Annotated in this window: 13 protein-coding genes; 11 read left to right on the forward strand and 2 right to left on the reverse strand. The window is 61.7% G+C overall.

Features of this window, described 5'->3' with window-relative positions; translation table 11 throughout:
- Window positions 1–34: 34 nt before the first annotated feature.
- From EN857_RS09670 to EN857_RS09705, 8 genes are all read left to right on the forward strand, one after another.
- Window positions 35–1198, forward strand: coding sequence for a DUF3095 domain-containing protein (locus EN857_RS09670; protein WP_127391584.1), 1164 nt, complete (start codon window positions 35–37; stop codon window positions 1196–1198).
- A 105-nt stretch (window positions 1199–1303) separates the two neighbouring features.
- On the forward strand, window positions 1304–2647 hold the full coding sequence (locus tag EN857_RS09675; RefSeq protein ID WP_127391581.1) for a nucleotide sugar dehydrogenase: 1344 nt from the start codon (window positions 1304–1306) through the stop codon (window positions 2645–2647).
- A 259-nt stretch (window positions 2648–2906) separates the two neighbouring features.
- Complete coding sequence (locus tag EN857_RS09680; RefSeq protein WP_127310538.1) at window positions 2907–4247, forward strand: adenylate/guanylate cyclase domain-containing protein; 1341 nt, start codon at window positions 2907–2909, stop codon at window positions 4245–4247.
- 145 nt (window positions 4248–4392) lie between these two features.
- A complete protein-coding gene (locus EN857_RS09685) occupies window positions 4393–6288 on the forward strand; it encodes an ABC transporter ATP-binding protein (protein WP_127310537.1) in 1896 nt (631 codons plus the stop codon).
- Window positions 6285–8183 carry an ABC transporter substrate-binding protein gene (locus tag EN857_RS09690; protein ID WP_127310536.1) on the forward strand — a complete coding sequence of 633 codons (1899 nt, stop codon included), beginning with the start codon at window positions 6285–6287 and terminating at the stop codon, window positions 8181–8183. The genes EN857_RS09685 and EN857_RS09690 overlap by 4 nt, the downstream gene beginning before the upstream one ends.
- Window positions 8184–8185: 2 nt before the next feature.
- Complete coding sequence (locus EN857_RS09695; RefSeq protein WP_127285079.1) at window positions 8186–9184, forward strand: ABC transporter permease; 999 nt, start codon at window positions 8186–8188, stop codon at window positions 9182–9184.
- A complete protein-coding gene (locus EN857_RS09700) occupies window positions 9181–10362 on the forward strand; it encodes an ABC transporter permease (protein WP_127285078.1) in 1182 nt (393 codons plus the stop codon). The genes EN857_RS09695 and EN857_RS09700 overlap by 4 nt, the downstream gene beginning before the upstream one ends.
- A 193-nt stretch (window positions 10363–10555) precedes the next feature.
- A complete protein-coding gene (locus EN857_RS09705; RefSeq protein WP_127310535.1) occupies window positions 10556–11035 on the forward strand; it encodes a class I SAM-dependent methyltransferase in 480 nt (159 codons plus the stop codon).
- Between the two features lie 147 nt (window positions 11036–11182).
- Here the strand turns inward: EN857_RS09705 and EN857_RS09710 are convergent, their stop codons facing one another.
- A complete protein-coding gene (locus tag EN857_RS09710; RefSeq protein ID WP_127310534.1) occupies window positions 11183–12598 on the reverse strand; it encodes an adenylate/guanylate cyclase domain-containing protein in 1416 nt (471 codons plus the stop codon).
- Between the two features lie 195 nt (window positions 12599–12793).
- Between EN857_RS09710 and EN857_RS09715 the strand changes: the two genes are divergently transcribed.
- The 3 genes from EN857_RS09715 to EN857_RS09725 all read left to right on the forward strand — a co-directional run bounded on the left by EN857_RS09715 (window position 12794) and on the right by EN857_RS09725 (window position 15775).
- A complete protein-coding gene (locus EN857_RS09715) occupies window positions 12794–13618 on the forward strand; it encodes a hypothetical protein (protein ID WP_135858488.1) in 825 nt (274 codons plus the stop codon).
- Window positions 13619–13795: 177 nt separating this feature from the next.
- Window positions 13796–14320, forward strand: coding sequence for a GNAT family N-acetyltransferase (locus EN857_RS09720; protein WP_127309703.1), 525 nt, complete (start codon window positions 13796–13798; stop codon window positions 14318–14320).
- Between the two features lie 69 nt (window positions 14321–14389).
- Entirely contained in the window at window positions 14390–15775 is a 1386-nt protein-coding gene (locus EN857_RS09725) for a hypothetical protein (protein WP_127309702.1), read from the forward strand.
- A gap of 80 nt (window positions 15776–15855) precedes the next feature.
- Here EN857_RS09725 and EN857_RS09730 read toward each other — a convergent pair whose 3' ends face one another.
- Entirely contained in the window at window positions 15856–18717 is a 2862-nt protein-coding gene (locus EN857_RS09730; protein WP_135858490.1) for a glycosyltransferase, read from the reverse strand.
- Window positions 18718–18927 lie beyond the last annotated feature (210 nt).

The raw sequence follows: 18927 nt of genomic DNA on the forward strand, positions 1-18927 counted from the left end.
CCTTCAAGCAGTGGAAATGTGCTATCTCATGCTCATGGAAACAGCCGCCGCGTCCGACCCGTTTGTCGCTTCTCTGCCGGTCTTCGCAAAGTTCGAAAGCGTCGCCGATATAGACAACTATCGGCCTCTCCCCGATGGCTGGGCGCTGGCCACGGCCGACATCGTCGGCTCGACCAAGGCGATCGAGGCTGGGCGCTACAAGACCGTCAACATGGCCGGCGCCAGCGTCATTTCGGCGCTGCTCAACGCGCTTGGCCGGCAAGACCTTCCCTTTGTCTTCGGCGGCGACGGCGCGCTGGTGGCGTTTCCCGGCTCGGCGCTGGAGGTTACCCGCAACGCGCTGGCGGCTGTCCAGAGATGGGTGGCGGACGAACTGGACCTGACCTTGCGTGCCGCAATCGTGCCGATAAAGGATATAAGAGCGCAAGGCCGCGACGTTCGCGTGGCGAGGTTTCAAGCCTCCGAAGCGGTCTTCTATGCCATGTTCGCCGGCGGCGGCGGCAGTTGGGCGGAAGCCGAGATGAAAGCGGGACGCTACCGCATCGATCCTGCGCCGGCCGGCGCGCGGCCGGATCTGACCGGCCTCTCCTGCCGCTGGAATCCGATCGAAGCCCGGCACGGCGAAATCGTCTCGATCATAGCCATACCGGGGGCGTCGCGCGATTTGCGCGGTTTTCAGTTTCTGGCGTCCGACATCATCGCCCTTGCCGGCAGGCAGGAACGCGATGGCCACCCGGTACCGGTGAACGGGCCGGACTACAGCCTGCTGCCTGCCGGCCTCGATATCGAGGCGCGCGCCACGGCCCCGGCAGGACGGCGCTGGCTAACGAAGCTGTGGGTCATGTTCCTGATGACGCTCACGGCCGTCACCGATAGATATGGCTGGACGATCGGCAGTTTCGATCCGAAGGTCTACAAACGTGACGTGGCCAGCAATTCGGATTTCCGCAAGTTCGACGACGGCTTGAAGATGACCATCGACGTCGACGCGGATGTGTTGCAACGGATCGAGAACCGGCTGAAGCAGGCGGAAGATGCGGGCATTTGCAACTATGGCCTGCACCGCCAGAAATCGGCCTTGATGACATGCCTCGTCGCCTCGCCGCTGCAGCGCGATCACCTTCATTTCATCGATGGCGCGGCCGGCGGCTACGCGATGGCTGCCGCCAGCCTAAAGGCGAAGGTGCCGGTTCGATGACGGGGTTGCGGAAATCGATCTTGGGCAATATGCCTCGGCCGTGGTTCCTAGTGAGCCTCGCCACGGGAACGGACCGCCTGTCCGAATTGACGGGAAAGCAGTTTTTTGGACGCCTCGCGATCGATATATGACCGTCTTCTAGACCGGATTTCGACCCGCGCCGCGCAAGTCGGCGTGATCGGACTGGGCTATGTCGGGTTGCCGCTGGCGGTTGCGATCGCACGCGCCGGCTTTCCGGTTTTCGGCTTCGATATCGAAGCCCAGAAGGTCGAGAGCCTGAACAACGGCCAATCCTACATCGAGGCAGTGACGTCGACTGCCCTTGCCGACCAGGTGGCGGGCGGACGGTTCCGCGCCACTGAGGATTTTGCCGAACTGGCCGTCTGCGATGTCATCATCATCTGCGTTCCGACACCGTTGACGAAACACCGTGAGCCGGATCTCTCCTTTGTCAGGAACACTGCAGGCACCATTGCGAAGCATCTGCGTGTCGGCCAGCTGATCGTGCTGGAATCGACCACCTATCCCGGCACCACTGACGACGTGATCAAGCCGATACTGGAAGAAACCGGCTTGCAGTCGAGGATAGACTTCTTCCTCGGCTTCTCGCCCGAGCGCGAGGATCCCGGCAACCGCAGCTTTGAAGTCGCGACGATCCCCAAGGTCGTGGCAGGCGATAGCATGGAAGCGGCGAGGCTGGTGCAGGCTTTCTACCAGGGCGTGGTCAAGACCGTCGTTCCGGTCTCCACCACCGCGACCGCCGAGGCGGTCAAGCTGACGGAAAACATCTTCCGATCGGTCAACATAGCGCTCGTCAACGAGTTGAAGGTCGTGTTCGACGCGATGGGCATTGATATCTGGGAGGTGATCGAGGCGGCAAAGAGCAAGCCCTTCGGCTACATGCCCTTCTATCCTGGCCCCGGACTTGGCGGGCACTGCGTTCCGATCGATCCCTTCTACCTGACGTGGAAGGCGCGCGAATACGAACTGCCGACCCGCTTCATTGAGCTGGCGGCAGAGATCAACACGGCCATGCCGCATCGCGTGGTCGATGAACTGGCGAAGGCGCTGGACAGGCGCTGCGGCAAGGCGCTCAGCCGCTCGCGCATTCTCATCATCGGGCTGGCCTACAAGAAGAATGTGCCCGACATCCGCGAAAGCCCCTCGCTGCGGCTCATTGAGCTTATTGAGGAATGGGGCGGCAAGGCGGAATTCCACGATCCGCACGTCACCGAGATTCCGGCCACGCGGGAGCATATGGCGATCAAGGGGCGCCGCTCGGTCGAATTGACCGAGGCGGCCTTGAAGGATTTCGATGCTGTCGTCGTTGCAACCGACCACGACGCGATCGACTATCGGGCGATCGCTGATCACGCCCTTGTGATCGTCGACACACGCAATGTTTTTGGCCGCCTCGGGCTGGCCCGCGAGAAAGTGATGAAGGCCTGACAGCGTCCAAGCCGGCGAATTTTCTGCCCGATGTCAGGATCGTGGTTGCACTCCGAAGGCAGCTTCGCCACATAACGCCCAGAACATAGATGCAGTTACGTCTGCTGCCGCAAGGACAGTCATCAGGGAAATTCTTCGCCGCTTTTGCCGCCGAAGCAGGTCTCGTTGACTTCGGGGGATTATCCTTGGGGTTGTTGGCGGACTGTTTTATGGCGGATCAAACGACAAGGGCTCCGTCTTCGACGGGTTGCGAGATAGCATGAGCACAGCGCAGGCAGAAATTTCCACCATTCTCATGGATAAGGTTGCAGATTGGCTGAACCAATCGGCGCTGGCGGGCAGCGACCTGGAAACATTGGTAAAAGGCTTTTGCGAGCGGCTGGCTGCTGCCGGCCTGCCGCTGAAGCGGGTGCATCTGAGCTTTTCGATGCTGCATCCGCTTTATGATGCGCTTGGCTTCACCTGGGTTCGCGGCCAGGGCATGGAAGTGGAAGGTTTCCGCGTTGAGCCGGGCGAGCCGTCCGACAGATTCCTGACCAGCCCGTACTACCATCTGCTCAGCAACAAGCTCGACCATCTGCGTCGCCGGATCGACCCGTCATTGCCGCCGGAGTTTCCGATTTTCGGTGAACTCGCGCTTATGGGCGTCACCGACTACATGGCTTTCGTCCATCCCTTCAGCGACGACACCAGTCAGGGCATGATCGGGTCGTGGTCCACCGACGGCACTGCAGGCTTCAGCGATAGCATGATTTCAGCGCTGCTTCGCATCCAGAGCCACCTCGCGATCGCAACCAAGATGGCGGTGCTCACCAAGCTCGCCGACAACATGATGACCACCTATCTCGGCGGCGACGCCGGCAGGCGCGTGCTTGACGGTCAGATCAGGCGCGGCGAGGGTGATACGATCCGGGCCGCACTGGTCATGGGCGACATGCGCGGGTCGACAAGGCTTGCCGCAACCTCGGGCCGCGAAATCTATATCGATACGCTGAACCAGTTTTTTGACGCAGTTGCCGCGCCTTTCAATCGCAAAGGCGGGCAGATCATGAGTTTTATCGGGGACGGCTTTATTGCCGTGTACCCCTGCGAAAGGCACCGCTCGCAGTCCGAGATCGCCTGCCAGGCTGCTCTTGCGGCAGCGCACCAGGCTAGCGCGCGGGTCATGGATCTCAATCTGCGCCGAAAGCAGCAGGGGTTGTCCGACATAAAATTTGGCATCGGCCTGCATGTCGGCAATGTGATGTTCGGCAATGTCGGGCTTACCGACCGGCTCACATTCTCTGTCTTCGGCTCGGCTGTAAACGAGGTCCAGCGCCTCCAGATCCTGACCAAGAAATATCCGCACAGCGTTCTCGCCAGCAAGGACTTCGCCAGCTATTGCGGCGCAAACAGCTGGCTGACGCTGGGCCATGAGGAGCTGACCGGCATCAAGCAGAAGCTGACGGTGCTTTCACCCGATCTGTCGGGTGCGCTCGCGCTCGATGAAGACGGTGCGATGGAGACGATTCACGATCGAAAATCGGAGGCCGAGCAGGTCATGCTGCTGCATCGCGATGCCGCCCGGCTGTCGGCGGGCGACCCGAGCAAGCTCCAGTAAGCGCCACGAACCAACCCGAACGCCCTTGCCAGGCGGTCCGGTCGCCGGCGCCGCCGCTGGCGACCGCTTCGAATCCAAGTTGCTCTAGGCTGGCAATACGCTAGTCTCGCTTTCTGGAAGTTGCCAGAGTGGGGCTGGTTTAAGAATGAATTCAGGTGTTGACCTGCTGCGGATCGAGGATGTTGGCATCTCTTTTGCCATTATCGGCGGGCCGTTGCATGCCGTCAGGCGCGCAAACCTTCGCGTCCTGCCGGGCAAGGTTACCGCGCTTGTGGGCGAGTCGGGTTCCGGAAAATCGGTTCTCAGCCAGGCGGTGATGGGCATTTTGCCGAACACAGCCCATGTTCGTGGCCGCATCCTGTTTTCCGATCCTGAAAAGCCCGGCACGACGCAGGATATCCTGCAGATGTCGCGCGACGGACCTGAAATCCGGGCGTTGAGAGGCAGCCGCATCGGCAAGATATTTCAGGAGCCGATGACATCGCTGTCGCCGTTGCACACGATCGGCAACCAGGTCAGCGAATCCCTGCAGATTCATACGCCCATCGCTCGGGCGGAGCGCAAGGCGCGGACCGAGGAAATGCTCAGCCTTGTCGGCTTTCCCAATCCCAAGCGCGCCTATGACATGTATCCGTTCGAACTTTCGGGAGGACTGCGTCAGCGCGCCATGATCGCCATGGCGCTTGTCTGCCGGCCCGCTCTGTTGATCGCCGACGAGCCGACGACGGCGTTGGACGTCACCATCCAGGCGCAAATCCTGCAATTGCTGCGCGAGCTTCAGAGCAAGCTGAACATGGCGATGCTGCTGATCACGCACGACCTTGGCGTGGTCGCCAATGTCGCCGACGAGGTGGTGGTCATGTACCATGGCGAGATCATGGAAGCGGGACCTGTCGAGGCGATATTCCGCCGGCCGGGCCACCCCTACCTGAAGGGCCTGATGGCTGCCGTTCCGCATTTCGACCTGAAGCCCGGCGAAAGGCTGAAGGCGCTGCGCGAGGTGCCGGTGAATGTCGGGAACCTGCTCGGCAAGCAGACGGCGCCGGCGTCCAAGGGGCCGGACGACATCCTGCTGTCGGTCAGGGATCTGACGAAGACCTTCACCATCCGCAAATCCGGATGGTTCGGCGGGGATCATCAAACCTCCATTCGCGCCGTGGACGGCGTGAGCTTCGATATCAGGCGGGGTGAGTGCCTGGGTCTGGTCGGCGAAAGCGGCTCCGGCAAAACCACTGTCAGCAAGATCCTCATGCGGGCCGTCACCCCCAGCGGCGGCTCTGTGATCTTCAATGGCCGCGATGGACCGATCGACGTCTTGGGAGGCGAGGGAGACGCGCTGCGCCTGCTGCGCGCGAAAATCCAGATGGTTTTCCAGGATCCGGTTTCGTCGCTCTCACCTCGCATGACGGTGGAGAACATCTTGAGCGAGCCGCTGGAGATCCATCAACGTGGCAATGCCGCGTCCCGCCTCGCAACGGTCAAGAGCCTGATGCAGGCGATCGGGCTCGATCCGCGCTTCATCAAGCGTTATCCGCACAGTTTCTCCGGCGGGCAGCGTCAGCGTATCGGCATCGCGCGGGCCTTGGCGCTGGGGCCTGAACTCCTGATCTGCGACGAGCCGGTTTCGGCGCTCGACGTCTCTGTCCAGGCGCAGATCCTGAACCTTCTGAAGGACCTGCAGAAGGAACTGGGCCTGACCTACCTGTTCATATCCCACAACCTCGCGGTGGTGGACTACATGGCAGACCGCATCGCGGTGATGTGCGGCGGGCGTATTGTCGAGCTTGCGCCGCGCGAAATCCTGCTCAGGAAGCCGATCCACCCTTACACGCGCTCACTGGTCGCCGCGGTGCCTTTTCCCGATCTCGACAGGCCGATGGATTTCAGGACGCTGAAGCTCAGCGGCGCTTCCGACACCAGCGCATGGGGACCGCAATTCCGCGACGAGGGCGACGAGAATATGCTGTCGCCGCTCGATCTTGGCGGCGGCCACCTCGTGCTGGCCCGACGTTCGGCCGATGTCAGCGAGCTACGCCATTGATCAGCCGGCGCACAGTCCTTGGGCTCATGGCTTCGGCAATTCTGCCGGGCACGGTGCGCGCCGGCGATCTGGAGCCGGATTTTCTTCAGCCACGGCTGAAGGCCAGGTCGCTGCCGGCACTCGCCGAACGCCTGCCCAAGCGCCCGCGCGCGTTGAATCTCGCTGCGATGGGCCGGCAGCCCGGCCAGTATGGCGGCACGCTGCGTACGATCATCGGCAGCCAAAAAGATATCCGGATGATGACCATCTACGGATACGCTCGCCTGGTCGGCTATGACGAGAAGCTTAACTTGCAAGCCGATATTCTCGAAAGTTTCGACGTGGCGGATGATCGCGTCTTCACTTTCAAGATACGGGAAGGACACAAATGGTCTGACGGCAGCCTGCTGACGCCGGAGGATTTTCGCTATTGCTGGGAAGATGTCTGGCTCAACGATGAGCTTTCGCAAGGCGGGCTCGCCCCGGTGCTGCTGGCGGACGGCAAGCCGCCACGCTTCGAGATCGTCGACCCGTTGACGGTCCGCTACAGTTGGGATGCCCCCAATCCCGACTTCCTGCCTAAGCTCGCTGCGGCTTCGCCGCTGTCGCTTGTTCTGCCGGCCACCTATCTCAAGCAGTTCCACAAGAAATACCAGGATCCATTCCGGCTCGCCGGCCTGATGAAGGAGAACCGGGCCCAGAAATGGACGCTCCTGCATATCCGCATGTCGCGGCAGTATCGCCCGGAGAACCCGGATCTGCCGACCCTCGATCCCTGGCAGAACCGAACCAAGCCGCCGGCCGAGCAGTTCGTCTTCGAACGGAACCCGTTCTTTCATCGAATAGATGAGAATGGCCGGCAACTGCCCTATGTCGACCGGATTGTCATGAATGTCAGCTCGTCGGCGATCATTTCCGCCAAGACCGGCGCGGGCGAGAGCGACCTGCAATGCATGGGAATTGACTTCGCCGACTACGCGTTCCTGAAGGACGCGGAGAAGCGTTACCCGGTGAAGATGCGTCTGTGGAAACGCACACAGGGCTCGCGGCTGGCGTTGCTGCCCAATCTGAACTGTGCCGACCAGGTGTGGCGCGGCCTTCTTCGTGACGTGCGCGTGCGCCGCGCGCTTTCGCTCGCTGTCGACAGGCGCGAGATCAATATGGCCGTGTTCTACGGATTGGCGCAGGAGAGTGCCGATACGATCCTGCCGGAGAGCCCGCTCTACCGGCCGGAATTCGCGAAAGCCTGGATCGCCCATGATCCCGACCGGGCCAATGCCCTGCTCGACGAGGCCGGGCTTCAGGCGCGTGACGATGACGGCCTGCGGGTACTTCCCGATGGACGCCCGGCGCAGATCATCGTGGAAACGGCCGGCGAAAGCACGCTGGAAACCGACGCGCTCGAACTCATCACCGATCACTGGCGCCAGATCGGCATCGCCCTGTTCATCCGGACCTCACAGCGCGACATCTTCCGCAGCCGCGCGCTTGGCGGCCAGATCATGATGTCGATCTGGTCGGGCATCGACAATGGCGTGCCGACCGCCGACATGAACCCCTACCAGCTGGCCCCCACCATCGACGACCAGCTGCAATGGCCGCTCTGGGGTGCCCACTACTTGTCTCACGGCACGCTGGGTGAGGCGCCCGACCTTCCGCCTGTGGTCGAGCTGATGGCTTTGCTCAAGCGCTGGAACGCATCGACCGAAGCCACGGAGCGAGCCGAAATCTGGAATTCGATGCTGTCGATCTACACCGATCAGGTGTTTTCGATCGGCACGGTGAACGGAACGCATCAGCCAATTCTGGCGTCCTCGCGGCTGCGCAATCTGCCTGACAAGGCGCTCTACGGCTACGACCCGACCTCCTACTTCGGTGTCTACATGCCGGATACATTCTGGCTTGGAGAGTCCTGAGCGTGCTTCGATACATTGTCTGGCGCATTGCCGTGATGGTTCCAACGCTGCTGATCATATCGGCGCTTGTGTTCACGATCATCGAACTTCCCCCAGGCGACTATTTCGACAGCTATGTCGCCGAGCTTCGGGCTCAGGGCGAAGCGGTGGATTCCGATCGCATCGAGATGATGCGGAAGGACTATGGTTTCGACAAGCCGCCGGTCATTCGCTATTTCTACTGGGTCGGCGGGATGCTGCACGGCGATTTCGGCTATTCCTTCGAATATGAGCTGCCGGTTCGCGACGTCGTCGGGGACCGAATGTGGCTGACCGTGTTGGTGTCCTTCGTCACGATCATCTTCACCTGGCTCATCGCCTTTCCGATCGGCATTTACTCCGCCACGCATCAATATAGCTGGGGCGATTACGGCCTGACTTTCTTCGGCCTTCTCGGCCTTGCCATCCCGAATTTCATGCTGGCACTGATCCTGATGTATTTCGCCAACATCTGGTTCGGCACGTCCATCGGCCATCTCATGGACCAGCAATATCTCAGCGAGCCGATGAGTTGGGCCAAGGCGAAGTCTATCCTCGCCCATCTCTGGATCCCGGTCTTGATCATCGGCACCGGGGGCACGGCAAGCATGATCCGGCGGCTGCGCGCCAATCTGCTCGATGAGCTTCACAAGCAATATGTCGTGACCGCGCGCGCCAAAGGCCTTCATCCCTTCAAGGCGCTGATCAAATATCCGCTGCGCATGGCGCTCAATTTCTTCATTTCAGACATCGGCTCTATCCTGCCGGCCATCATCTCCGGCGCCGAAATTACCGCGATCGTGCTGTCTTTGGAAACGACCGGGCCGATGCTGATCAAGGCGCTGCAAAGCCAGGACATGTATCTGGCAGGGTCGTTCCTGATGTTCCTCGCCTTCCTCACGGTCATCGGCGTCCTGATTTCCGACCTGGCGCTTGCGCTGCTTGATCCACGAATTCGTTTGCAGGGCGGCAGCACCAAATGAACACGCAAACGCCGCTGCCAGCTCCGGGTGCCCCACTGCAACACTACGTTTCCATCGCGCCCTTCGACCTGCAGTCGGTCGAGGCGATGACGCCGGAGCAGTCGAAGGTCTTTCAGGCGTCGCAGTTGCGGCTGATGTGGTGGAAATTCCGACGGCACCGGCTTGCCCTTGTATCCGGCCTGTTCCTGGCAGTGCTCTATTTCGGGATACTGATCTGCGAGTTCCTGGCGCCCTACAATCTCCATACGCGCAACATGGACTACATCTATTCGCCGCCGCAGCGGGTTCACCTGTTCCACGACGGCCAGTTCGTCGGGCCGTTCGTCTATGGCCGCCGGATGACGCTGGATATGGACACGCTCAAGCGGAACTACGTCGATAAGCAGGACGATGTTCAGCGTATTCGCTTCTTCTGCAAGGGCGACAGTTACCGGTTCTGGGGCCTGTTCGAAGGTGACAGGCATTTTGTCTGCCCTGCCGAAAACGGCCAGCTCTTCCTGGCCGGCACTGACAGGCTGGGGCGCGATGTGTTCTCGCGCATCATCTATGGCGCACGCATTTCAATGACGATCGGCCTCGTCGGCATCAGTTTCAGCTTCCTGCTCGGCATAGTCATCGGAGGATTGGCCGGCTATCACGGCGGCATCTTCGACCTGATCGTTCAACGGATAATCGAAGTTCTGCAATCGATCCCCAGCATCCCGCTATGGCTGGCTCTGGCGGCGATCATGCCGATAACCTGGAGTCCGATCCTGATCTATTTCGGCATCACGGTCATCCTCGGGCTGCTCGACTGGACCGGACTGGCGCGGGCGGTGCGCTCGAAGCTTCTGGCCTTGCGCGAGGAGGATTATGTACTGGCCGCGCAATTGATGGGCGCCAGCAGCAGCCGCATCATCCGGCGGCACCTCATTCCCGGCTTCATGTCGCACCTGATCGCGACGGCGACGATCTCCATACCCGGTATGATCCTGGGCGAGACGGCGCTTAGCTTCCTCGGGCTCGGCCTCAGGGCGCCGATAACCAGTTGGGGCATCCTGCTCACCGAGGCGCGCAGCGTCAGCGTGATCGCGTTCTATCCATGGCTGCTTTTGCCGATGCTCCCCGTCATTCTCGTCATCCTGGCCTTCAACTTCCTCGGCGACGGCTTGCGCGACGCCGCAGACCCCTACAAGTGACATTGCTGTTCCGCGGCGCGCCGGGCCGCCGGCTCCGCCCGGTAAGATCCTTGTTGGCAGCCTGTTCGGTTGTTGCGGTGCTGATCGTTGGCCTCTATATGCGGCGAGGCTCGATCGGGGGTTCCACCCGCGAACCGATCTGTTCGCTGGCAATTGCCGATCTCTTGAGCTGGTTCAGGACACAAAAACGCATATGTCTCGCCTCGAGAGCTTCATCCGCAGGCTGACCGCACAACGCGACATTCTCGATCAAGTCTGCGCGGAAGTGGCGAAGATCGAGGGCCCCGTGCTCGAGCTCGGCCTCGGCAATGGCCGGACGTTCCACCATCTGCGCGAGCGCCTGCCCGGACGCCGGATCGTGGCGTTCGATCGCGCACTGGCCGCGCACGCCAGCTCAATTCCCGAGGCTGAAAACCTCGTGCTCGGCGAAATACGCGAGACGGCGAGCAGGTTCATCGGCATCGACGCCGCTCTCGTTCATGCCGACATCGGCACCGGCTATGAAGATCGCGATGCAGTGACCGCTACCTGGCTTCCCGATCTGATCGCGCGCCTGCTCCGCGTCGGCGGCATCGCGGTCAGCGGCACGCCGCTCGATCACCCGCAATTGGAGCGCCTCGCGCCGCCACCTTCGGTGCCCGCCGATCGCTATTATATCTGTAGGCGCGTGTGAGGGCCGGGACGATCTAAGAGCGTTTCACCGTTTCAAAGGAACGGCGAACCGCTCTATCTCTTTGTTTTGACGCAAATTCCGGACGGAAGGCTACGGCGAAGTCGCCGAGCCTAACCGCTCACGCCTTTCCTGGAATTGCTCTCGTCTTCAAGGGATCGTGTACACTGCTATCTCTCGCTCAATGCCGCGCAGCGAGACCTCGTGGGGTACGGGTGTGAGGGCGTTCCTGTGCAACAGATCGGCGGTGAGATTGTCGTCGACCACCGCGCGAGTGGCGAAGATCGCCTGTGTGTTTGCAAGGTTCTGCACCCGTGAAGCAATGTTGACCGTCTGGCCGAAATAGTCCTGTCGCTCGTTCAAAGACACGGCGATGCAGGGGCCGGCATGGACGCCGATCTTGAGCAGCAGATCCTCGCGCCCGCTCGTGTCGTTGAGCTCACGCATGGCATCGCGCATCCTGAGGGCCGCGGCAATCGCTCGGTCAGGCGTCGCGAAGGTTGCCATCACCGCATCACCGATCGTCTTCACCACCGCGCCGGCCTCCGCCGCGACGATCTCGTGCAGAACCTGGAAATGCGCGCGCACGAGATCGAAGGCCGCAAGGTCGCCCACCCGCTCGTAAAGCGCGGTCGATCCGCGCAGGTCGGTGAACAGGAAGGTCAGGCTGGTGATCTTCAGGCGCTGGTCGATGTCGAGCGTATCCGCGCGGTAGAGATCGCGGAACGTCTGGTTGGTGAGCAGGCGCTTGGCGGTGAGGAATGGCCGACGCTTGCCCAGGAAATCATGCAATGCCTCGCCGGCGATGAAGACCGCCGGCAGCACGCGGGTGTCGGTCCGGTTTTCCAGCGAAATGCGCAACGGCCCAGGCTGCATCTCCAGTGTCTGGTTCTGGACATGGTCGCGGTCGAAGACCAGAGAGAGGCTTCGGCGCTCCTTTGTTGGTTCGCCCTTCACGTCGATGAATTGCGCTGAATGGGTGACCGGCTCGAAGACGATGATGAATTCGGAGGGAAGCTGTATGGGCAGAACCGCCTTCTCACCGGGCGCAAGCTCGATATCCTCCAGCGAGAACGATTCCAGCTTTTTCGCGAAATCCTCATCCGGTACATCGACGCCGGACGCCCAGTAGATCTGGCGGAAATATTCCACCATCGGCAGGTCGTGTGGATTATGGGCGGCAATCCTGCGTATGCGGGGACTGACGGTAAATGTCACCTCGACCATCTCGTCGAGGGTCGGCGAATAGCCCTGAGAGCACAGCGCGCAGGTGTATTCGTCCTTCTGCAGGGTTTTCAGCGTGGCGTTGGTGTCGAGCACGCCGCCGCAGCCGGGGCACAGGACATTCCAGGAAACATCGAAGATTCCCACCCGCGCCGCATGCAGAAAGGCGCTGATGGTGCGCTCCTCGTCCAGGCCATGCTTGCTGGCGAAGGCTGGCGCGTTGATGCGGCAAAGTTCGCGGTCCTTGCCCTCCGCGATGGTTCGCTTGATCGCGTCGATTGCCAGTGGGTCGACATCGGTAGATTGCCGCAGAAGCGAGAACAGATCCTGAGCTTCGTTCATCGTGCAGGCTCCGGAAAATGCAACCCGAGGCGTGTTGGCCGGACCGTCTTTGGTCCGACTGCTCCCTTTTACGTCGAAACGTACAGTACGGCCATTCGAATAGACAAGCGACAGTCCAATCTTCATTCGGCCGATTTTCACCGGCCGCATGCGGCACTATGATGGTCCATGGGCATTCATCTTTGGGGCTCTCCCATGCCGACATCCGACAACCCGCCGTTTCCCGCGGGCCTGCGCCTCTTCTCCGCGATGGTCATTATCGTCCTGATCGTCGGCGCCGGCCTGTTTTTCGCGCCTGTGCTGGTCAAGCCGCGCTGGCCCTGGGCCGTCACGCCGTTCAATGCCCGCTTCCTCGGCGGCTTCTACACCTCCGAAATGGTCGTGATGGCGGCGCTGCTGTTGTGGAATCGATGGTCGCCCGGCAGGCTCGTATTGGTCATGGCCTTCATCTTCACCGTCATCGTGTCGGCGGCTTCGTTCATCAATCTCGGCTATTTCAACTTCGAGCGCAAAGCGCCCTGGCTCTGGTTCTTGGTCTATCTTGCCTCGGTCGTGGTATCCGGGCTGTTCCTGTGGCGGGCCAGGACCCGTCCCCCTGCAAAAGGGGTGACCTTGAATCCCGCATGGCGCCGCTACCTGCCTGTGGAATCGGCGATCCTCGGGCTCTATGGCCTCGGCCTGTTGCTGTTTCCCCTGACATTCAGCAGCATCTGGCCATGGCCGGTCGATGCCTTCCATGCTCAAGTCTACAGCGCCATCTTCCTCGCCGGCGCGGGCGGCACATGTCTCGTCTGGAGGAGCGCGCCGCGCGAGGAACTGCTGGTGCTAGGCTTGGCGCAGTTTCTCGTTGGCCTGCTTGCCATCCTTGGCCTCGTCATCACCGACGCTGCGGTGCACCGGATCGACTGGACGGCGACCGGCACATTGTGCTGGCTCGCTCTTTTCGCCTGGATCGGCATCAGCGGCGCCTTCAAACTCTACGCCGCCTCGCGATATTTTGACTCGCAATCGGCGTCATAGGTTGCGAAGACGGCTGGATTTTCAGGTCGTGTCCGGTGCATCGTGCCGTGCCGATTGCCTTGGAGCATTTCACCGTTTCAAAGGAAACGGCGAACTGCTCTATCTCTTTGTTCTGACGCAATTCCAGGCGGAAAACCGCTTTACACTTTTCCTGGAATTGCTCTAGCCAGGAACGCCATGAGCAGCACGACTTCGCCATCCTCCGAGAAAATCCAGCCGCAGCTCCGACCCGTCCGGCCAAGCGATGCGGAGGCGCTTTGCGCGATCTTCAACATGCCGGGCTTTCGCTGGGGCACGTTCAGGATGCCCTTCGAGCGGGTGGAGCAGGTGGAGCGGCGCATCGCCAAGTCCGGTCAGGAAACCACCTGGATCGTTGCGGAGTTGGACGGCAAGGTCGTCGGCCATGGCAACTTGGTGGTGCAGGGTTCGCCGCGCCGTTCGCATATCGGCCAGATCAACATCGGCGTCGACGATGCCCTTGTCGGCAAGGGCATCGGCTCTGCCATACTTGGCGCGCTACTCGACGTGGCCGACAACTGGCGGGCCCTGAAACGGGTCGAATTGACCGTCTATGCCGACAACGAACCGGCCATCCGTCTCTACTCTGGCCACGGCTTCGAGGTCGAAGGTCGGCATGTGAAGGCCGGTTTCACCGACGGGCAGTACCATGACCTCCTCAGCATGGCCCGGCTGCGATTCTAAGATCGGCTGCATGGTTTTGGCTGTCTGGTCTCCCTTGGCGTTTTCACCGCAAGCGGCTAGACGGGGCCAATGACCGCCGTCTTTGATCCAACCCCTGCGCCTCCGGCGGAAATTCTGGCGGTGCTGTCGCTGCTCTGCCCGGAAGTCGTGCGTGACATCGAGCAGAACTGGAATGCACCGGTTTCCGATTACGCCCGCCATCTGTGGCGGCCCGTGGCAAGGCCTGCATCGGGCCCGGCGATCACTGCCCGCTCGATCCTGCGCGAAGTCCTGCAGCAGCGCCTCAGTGTCGTCATCCAGCCTGAGGAGATCGGCAAGGCTCTCGAAGAGTTCGAGCACAGACCGGTGATCCAGTCCGGCCTGCATTGCCTGCTTCTGATGGACCGGATCACCTTTGACGCCCTCCTGCTTGCCTGGTTCGGCGCGATCGAAAACGGGCTGTCGGCCTTCGTTGCTTTCATGGGAACGACGATGACCATGGAGACAATTGGCCGGGAGGGGCCTGGATGGCTCGATGTCGGCGACGACAAGGTCAACCTGTTTGGCATGGGCCGCCACAAACTGTGCCGCAAAAGCGCCTGCGCGGCGGGTCCCGTTTCCCTCAACAAGCGCGCGCTCGAAGCGGTGGGCGATGAAACCGATGCCAGCCGCTGGCTTGGTACGCTGCTTGCCAGCCAGGACAAGGTGTTCGGAACCGCCGCCGATGCGCTGACAGCGCTCAACGAGGATCTGGTCGCAGATTGGGATCGTTCCGGCATGGCCCGGCCGGTTTTCATCGATGACCGGCTCGCCGCTTCTGCCATGGCGCGGCATCTGGAACATGACGGCAGCCTTCTTTCCAGGCTACTCATCGAGCCCGCAAGACGCCAGCGTCTCGAACATGCCCTGCAAGAGGCCGCATCGGGACCATTCGGCAGATTCCTGCCCAATGCCACGGACTATTTCTGGGGTATCCGCGAGCAGCGCGTACGCAAGCTCGTGCTGAAGGACGGGCACCTGATCGAGCCTGACAGGCCGCAAGGTCTTTCCATCCCGTTCGAGCGGGTGCAGCTGAGGCAGGCGCTGCTGGACGGCGTGCTGCTGCCGAACCTGTTCCTGATGTTCCTCGTCCTTGCAATATTGCCGCGGGTGCGGGTAGTGGGCGGCCTGAGACAGATTGGCTATGTAGCGCTTTTCCACTCGATCCTGTTGGCTGTGCTAGATGAAAACGTGCCGGAAGAGCGCGATCTGGCAGCGGAGCTGCAGGTTCGGGAAAATGCCTGGGGGATGCGGGTCATCGATGAAAAGACCTCGGTCCGTGAGCAGCTCGCAGGCTTGCCGGAAGGGGCGCTCTTCCCGGACCTGCTTCGGCAGTATCGATTGCGGACATTTGCCCAGACGACCGACGACCTGAAACTGGTTCGCGAAAACGCCCGATGGCGCAAGATCGGCAAGGCAGCGATCAAGGCGACCTGAGCCCCTCAGGCTTTATTTCAAGCTGATTTTCCAGTGCGTAACCGCAAGCGATGGCGACCATCGGTGAACTTCCGGCCACTTCATTCGAGCACCGCCTCAAGAATGGCAACAAAGTCATCGAGCGAACGATCGCCGCGAATCTCGATGCGCGGAAGGTCGATGGGATCGCCATCGAGGCCCGCCGGCCCATGTCTGCCGCCGAAGCCGATCCGATAGCCGCACTCCCTGAGCAGCCGGCCAAGTCGCCGGTCGGTGACTGAGAAGGGTGCCGCGAACGCCGTGGTTGGCCGACCGGTCCACCGTTCGATGAACATACGCGAGCGCAAGAGCTCGGCGGCCAGGTCAGCGGTCGACAGGCCATCGATTGCACGATGCGTCGCCATATGGCTGCCGAAGAACGCACCTTCGCCGGCGAGGCGTCGCACCGTCCCGGCATCCATAAGCTGCGCCGGCGGACCGTTGTGGGCGTCCCACTCTGCACTCTTGCCAACCAGGTCCGTCACCAGGAACACTTCCGCGGTCAGGTCGCTCGCACGCAAGATCGGCCAGGCATGGTCGGCAAAGTTCTGAAAACCGTCATCGAAGGTGATGAGCACCGGGCGGCCAACGAAAGGCTGACGGTTGGCGATGGACCATTCCAGCTGCTCGGGCGCAATCGCGTGAAAACCGTTGGCGCGCAGCCATGCCATCTGGCTGCCGAATAGGGCGGGCGTGCACCGAAAACGGGCGAGCGCGGCCGGACCGTCTTCGGCAACGGAATGATACATAAGGACCGGCATACGCTCCCGCCGCTCGCTGCGTGCGACGTCGCGGCGCAAGGCCTGCGCCCCGCCCCAGACGATTTTTCGCGCGACCCCCATCTCGATGCGCGCGCGGATCGGCACACAATCAATCTTTGGTTCCGCCGCCACGTCGCCAGGCGACAGGCGGCGAAAGCGGTCTATGCGATAGAGCTCCGTCTGGATCGATTGCTCGAGGACGAGGCCTTCGGTCCCTGCCAGCGTCTCCGAGATCGCTTGTGCACCGAATGTGTTCCAATCGAAGCCCGTTCTCTCAGGATTGTCGCGCAGCACGAATGCGTGTGCGGTGATGAGCCTGCCGCCAGGCGCCAACGCCTCGACGACCTTGTTGGCGAAGCGTTGCAACTCGGCGAGATCATCCAGGTAGTAGAGCACTTCCGAACAGAAGATCAGATCCATTTCATCCGGCAGCGTATCCGCCATGAAATCCAACACGCCGTACTCGACATTCGGCTGATCGCCGCCGCGCGCGCGTGCCCGCTCGATGGCTACGGCGGAGATATCAGTTGCGGTCAGATGGGCCACTCGCGGCGCCAGCTGCCGCGTGAAGTGACCCTCCGCGCAGGCCAGCTCAAGCGCCCGTCCGATGCGACCGGCAGGCAGAATTTCGAGCTGCCGCTCATATTTCTCCTGCTCATAGGACGAACTGTAGTTCCAGGGATCCTCGGTCGCGAAATGGCGATTCCAGAACGACGTGCGATCCTTGTCGCGACCATCGGCTGCCCGTGCGCGGCGCGACGCTGGAAGAGCCTCCGTAGCGTCGGCGCTCGAGGCAGCCAGCTCCCGCGCCTGCGCGGTCAATTGCGCGAGTTTGCCGAAGTGGCTGTCCCGACCCGTCCGGCGTACTGGCCGCTCAGGGGGCACGAAATTCGGCGCCAATTCAATCCAATGACGTCTTGTCACGGTCCCGAGTGCGCCGAACTGCACGCGCGCCTCGATCTGGCCGTCCATCATCAGACAGGCGTAGATCTGATCGATTCCTTCCGGAAGTTCGACAGAGGCCGGGTTTCGAACGTCGACGCGAATTCCAAGTGTCCGCGCCAGTCGGCGCGGCGCGGCAAGGTCGTCGATGTCGAGAAGCATTTGCTCAAGCTGATACTGGGCGCGGCGCGCCGCTGCGGGATCGCCCCAGACCTTGCCGAGTTCGACGATCAACTCGGTGACGGCGCCGCCGAACCTGGCCCACCTGGCAGCCAATTGCTCTGGCGTCGACAGGCTTCCAACCATCAGGCCATCAAAGACCACCCTAACGGCCTTGCGCACCCACTTGCGCGCTACCGGGAGCGCGCGCAGGGACTGTAGGTTGATCGGGCGCGAGCCGCGGCCGCAATCCGACGCGGCGTTCCACAACGCGAACCACGCGAGGGCTTCGGCAGCGGTGCCGCCGTTGGCCTCGATCGCTCCATTGGCGTGAGCCGATGCCGGGTGTTTGACCCTGGGATCGCGAGAAAAGCCGCGGGCGATCACGATTTCCGCATCTGCCACCATCTGCGTCGAATTGCGATAAAGCGCGTTGGGGCTGATCCGATGGAAGGCGAGCGGCTCGTCGACCATCACCCAATTCTTGCCCAGGCGTGCCAGACGCTGCCACAGATCCCAGTCCTCGCAAGTGCGCAGCGAGACATCGAAACCGCCCAGCCCGACAATCGTCTCCCGGTCGACCAGCAGCGCGTGCGTGCGGACGGCGCACTGGCGGGCGAATGTTTCGAAGGGCTGGATCGCAACCTCCGGCGAGATGGTCGACGGGGTGAGCGCGCCGTCGGGCATCACGCGCCGGGAACCGCAATAGGCGGCCACCGCATCGGGAGCGGTTTCTAGTGCGGCCAGCACTTTGGCGAGGAAGCTGGCATCCACCCAATCGTCGGCATCCAGAAACATCAGCCACTGGCCGCGCGCTGTCGAAATCCCGCTGTTGCGCGCGCCGGCGGGGCCATTGGCGGAAGAGTTCAGCGTTCGAAATCGGGCATCGCGCTCCATTTGAGCGGCGATGATAGCGGGGGTGCGATCGGTGGAGGCGTCGTCGACGATGATCGCTTCCCAATCCGCTATTTCCTGATCGAGCAAGCAATCGAGCGCGCGCGCCAGCGTCGCCTCCGCGTTGTGCGCGGGCACGACGATTGAAACCAGGGGATTATGTGCCACGCCGTCTTACCCGCGCCTGGTTCGAAGGGAGAACGAGGGTCCCGAAACATAGCCGGCGATTTCCTGCATCATCGAGCTTTGGTTTTCTTCGGCAAGAGTCGGCGAATGTGAAAAACGGATGATGGCATCGGATGGCAGCACTGCCCTGTCAAGATCGGGGCGGACTGGAGGCAGGCAAAAAGGATCGGCTGCAGTTCAAGGCCTGACCTC

The sequence above is a fragment of the Mesorhizobium sp. M4B.F.Ca.ET.214.01.1.1 genome, assembly GCF_004791545.1.
Taxonomy (GTDB): Bacteria; Pseudomonadota; Alphaproteobacteria; order Rhizobiales; family Rhizobiaceae; genus Mesorhizobium; species Mesorhizobium abyssinicae.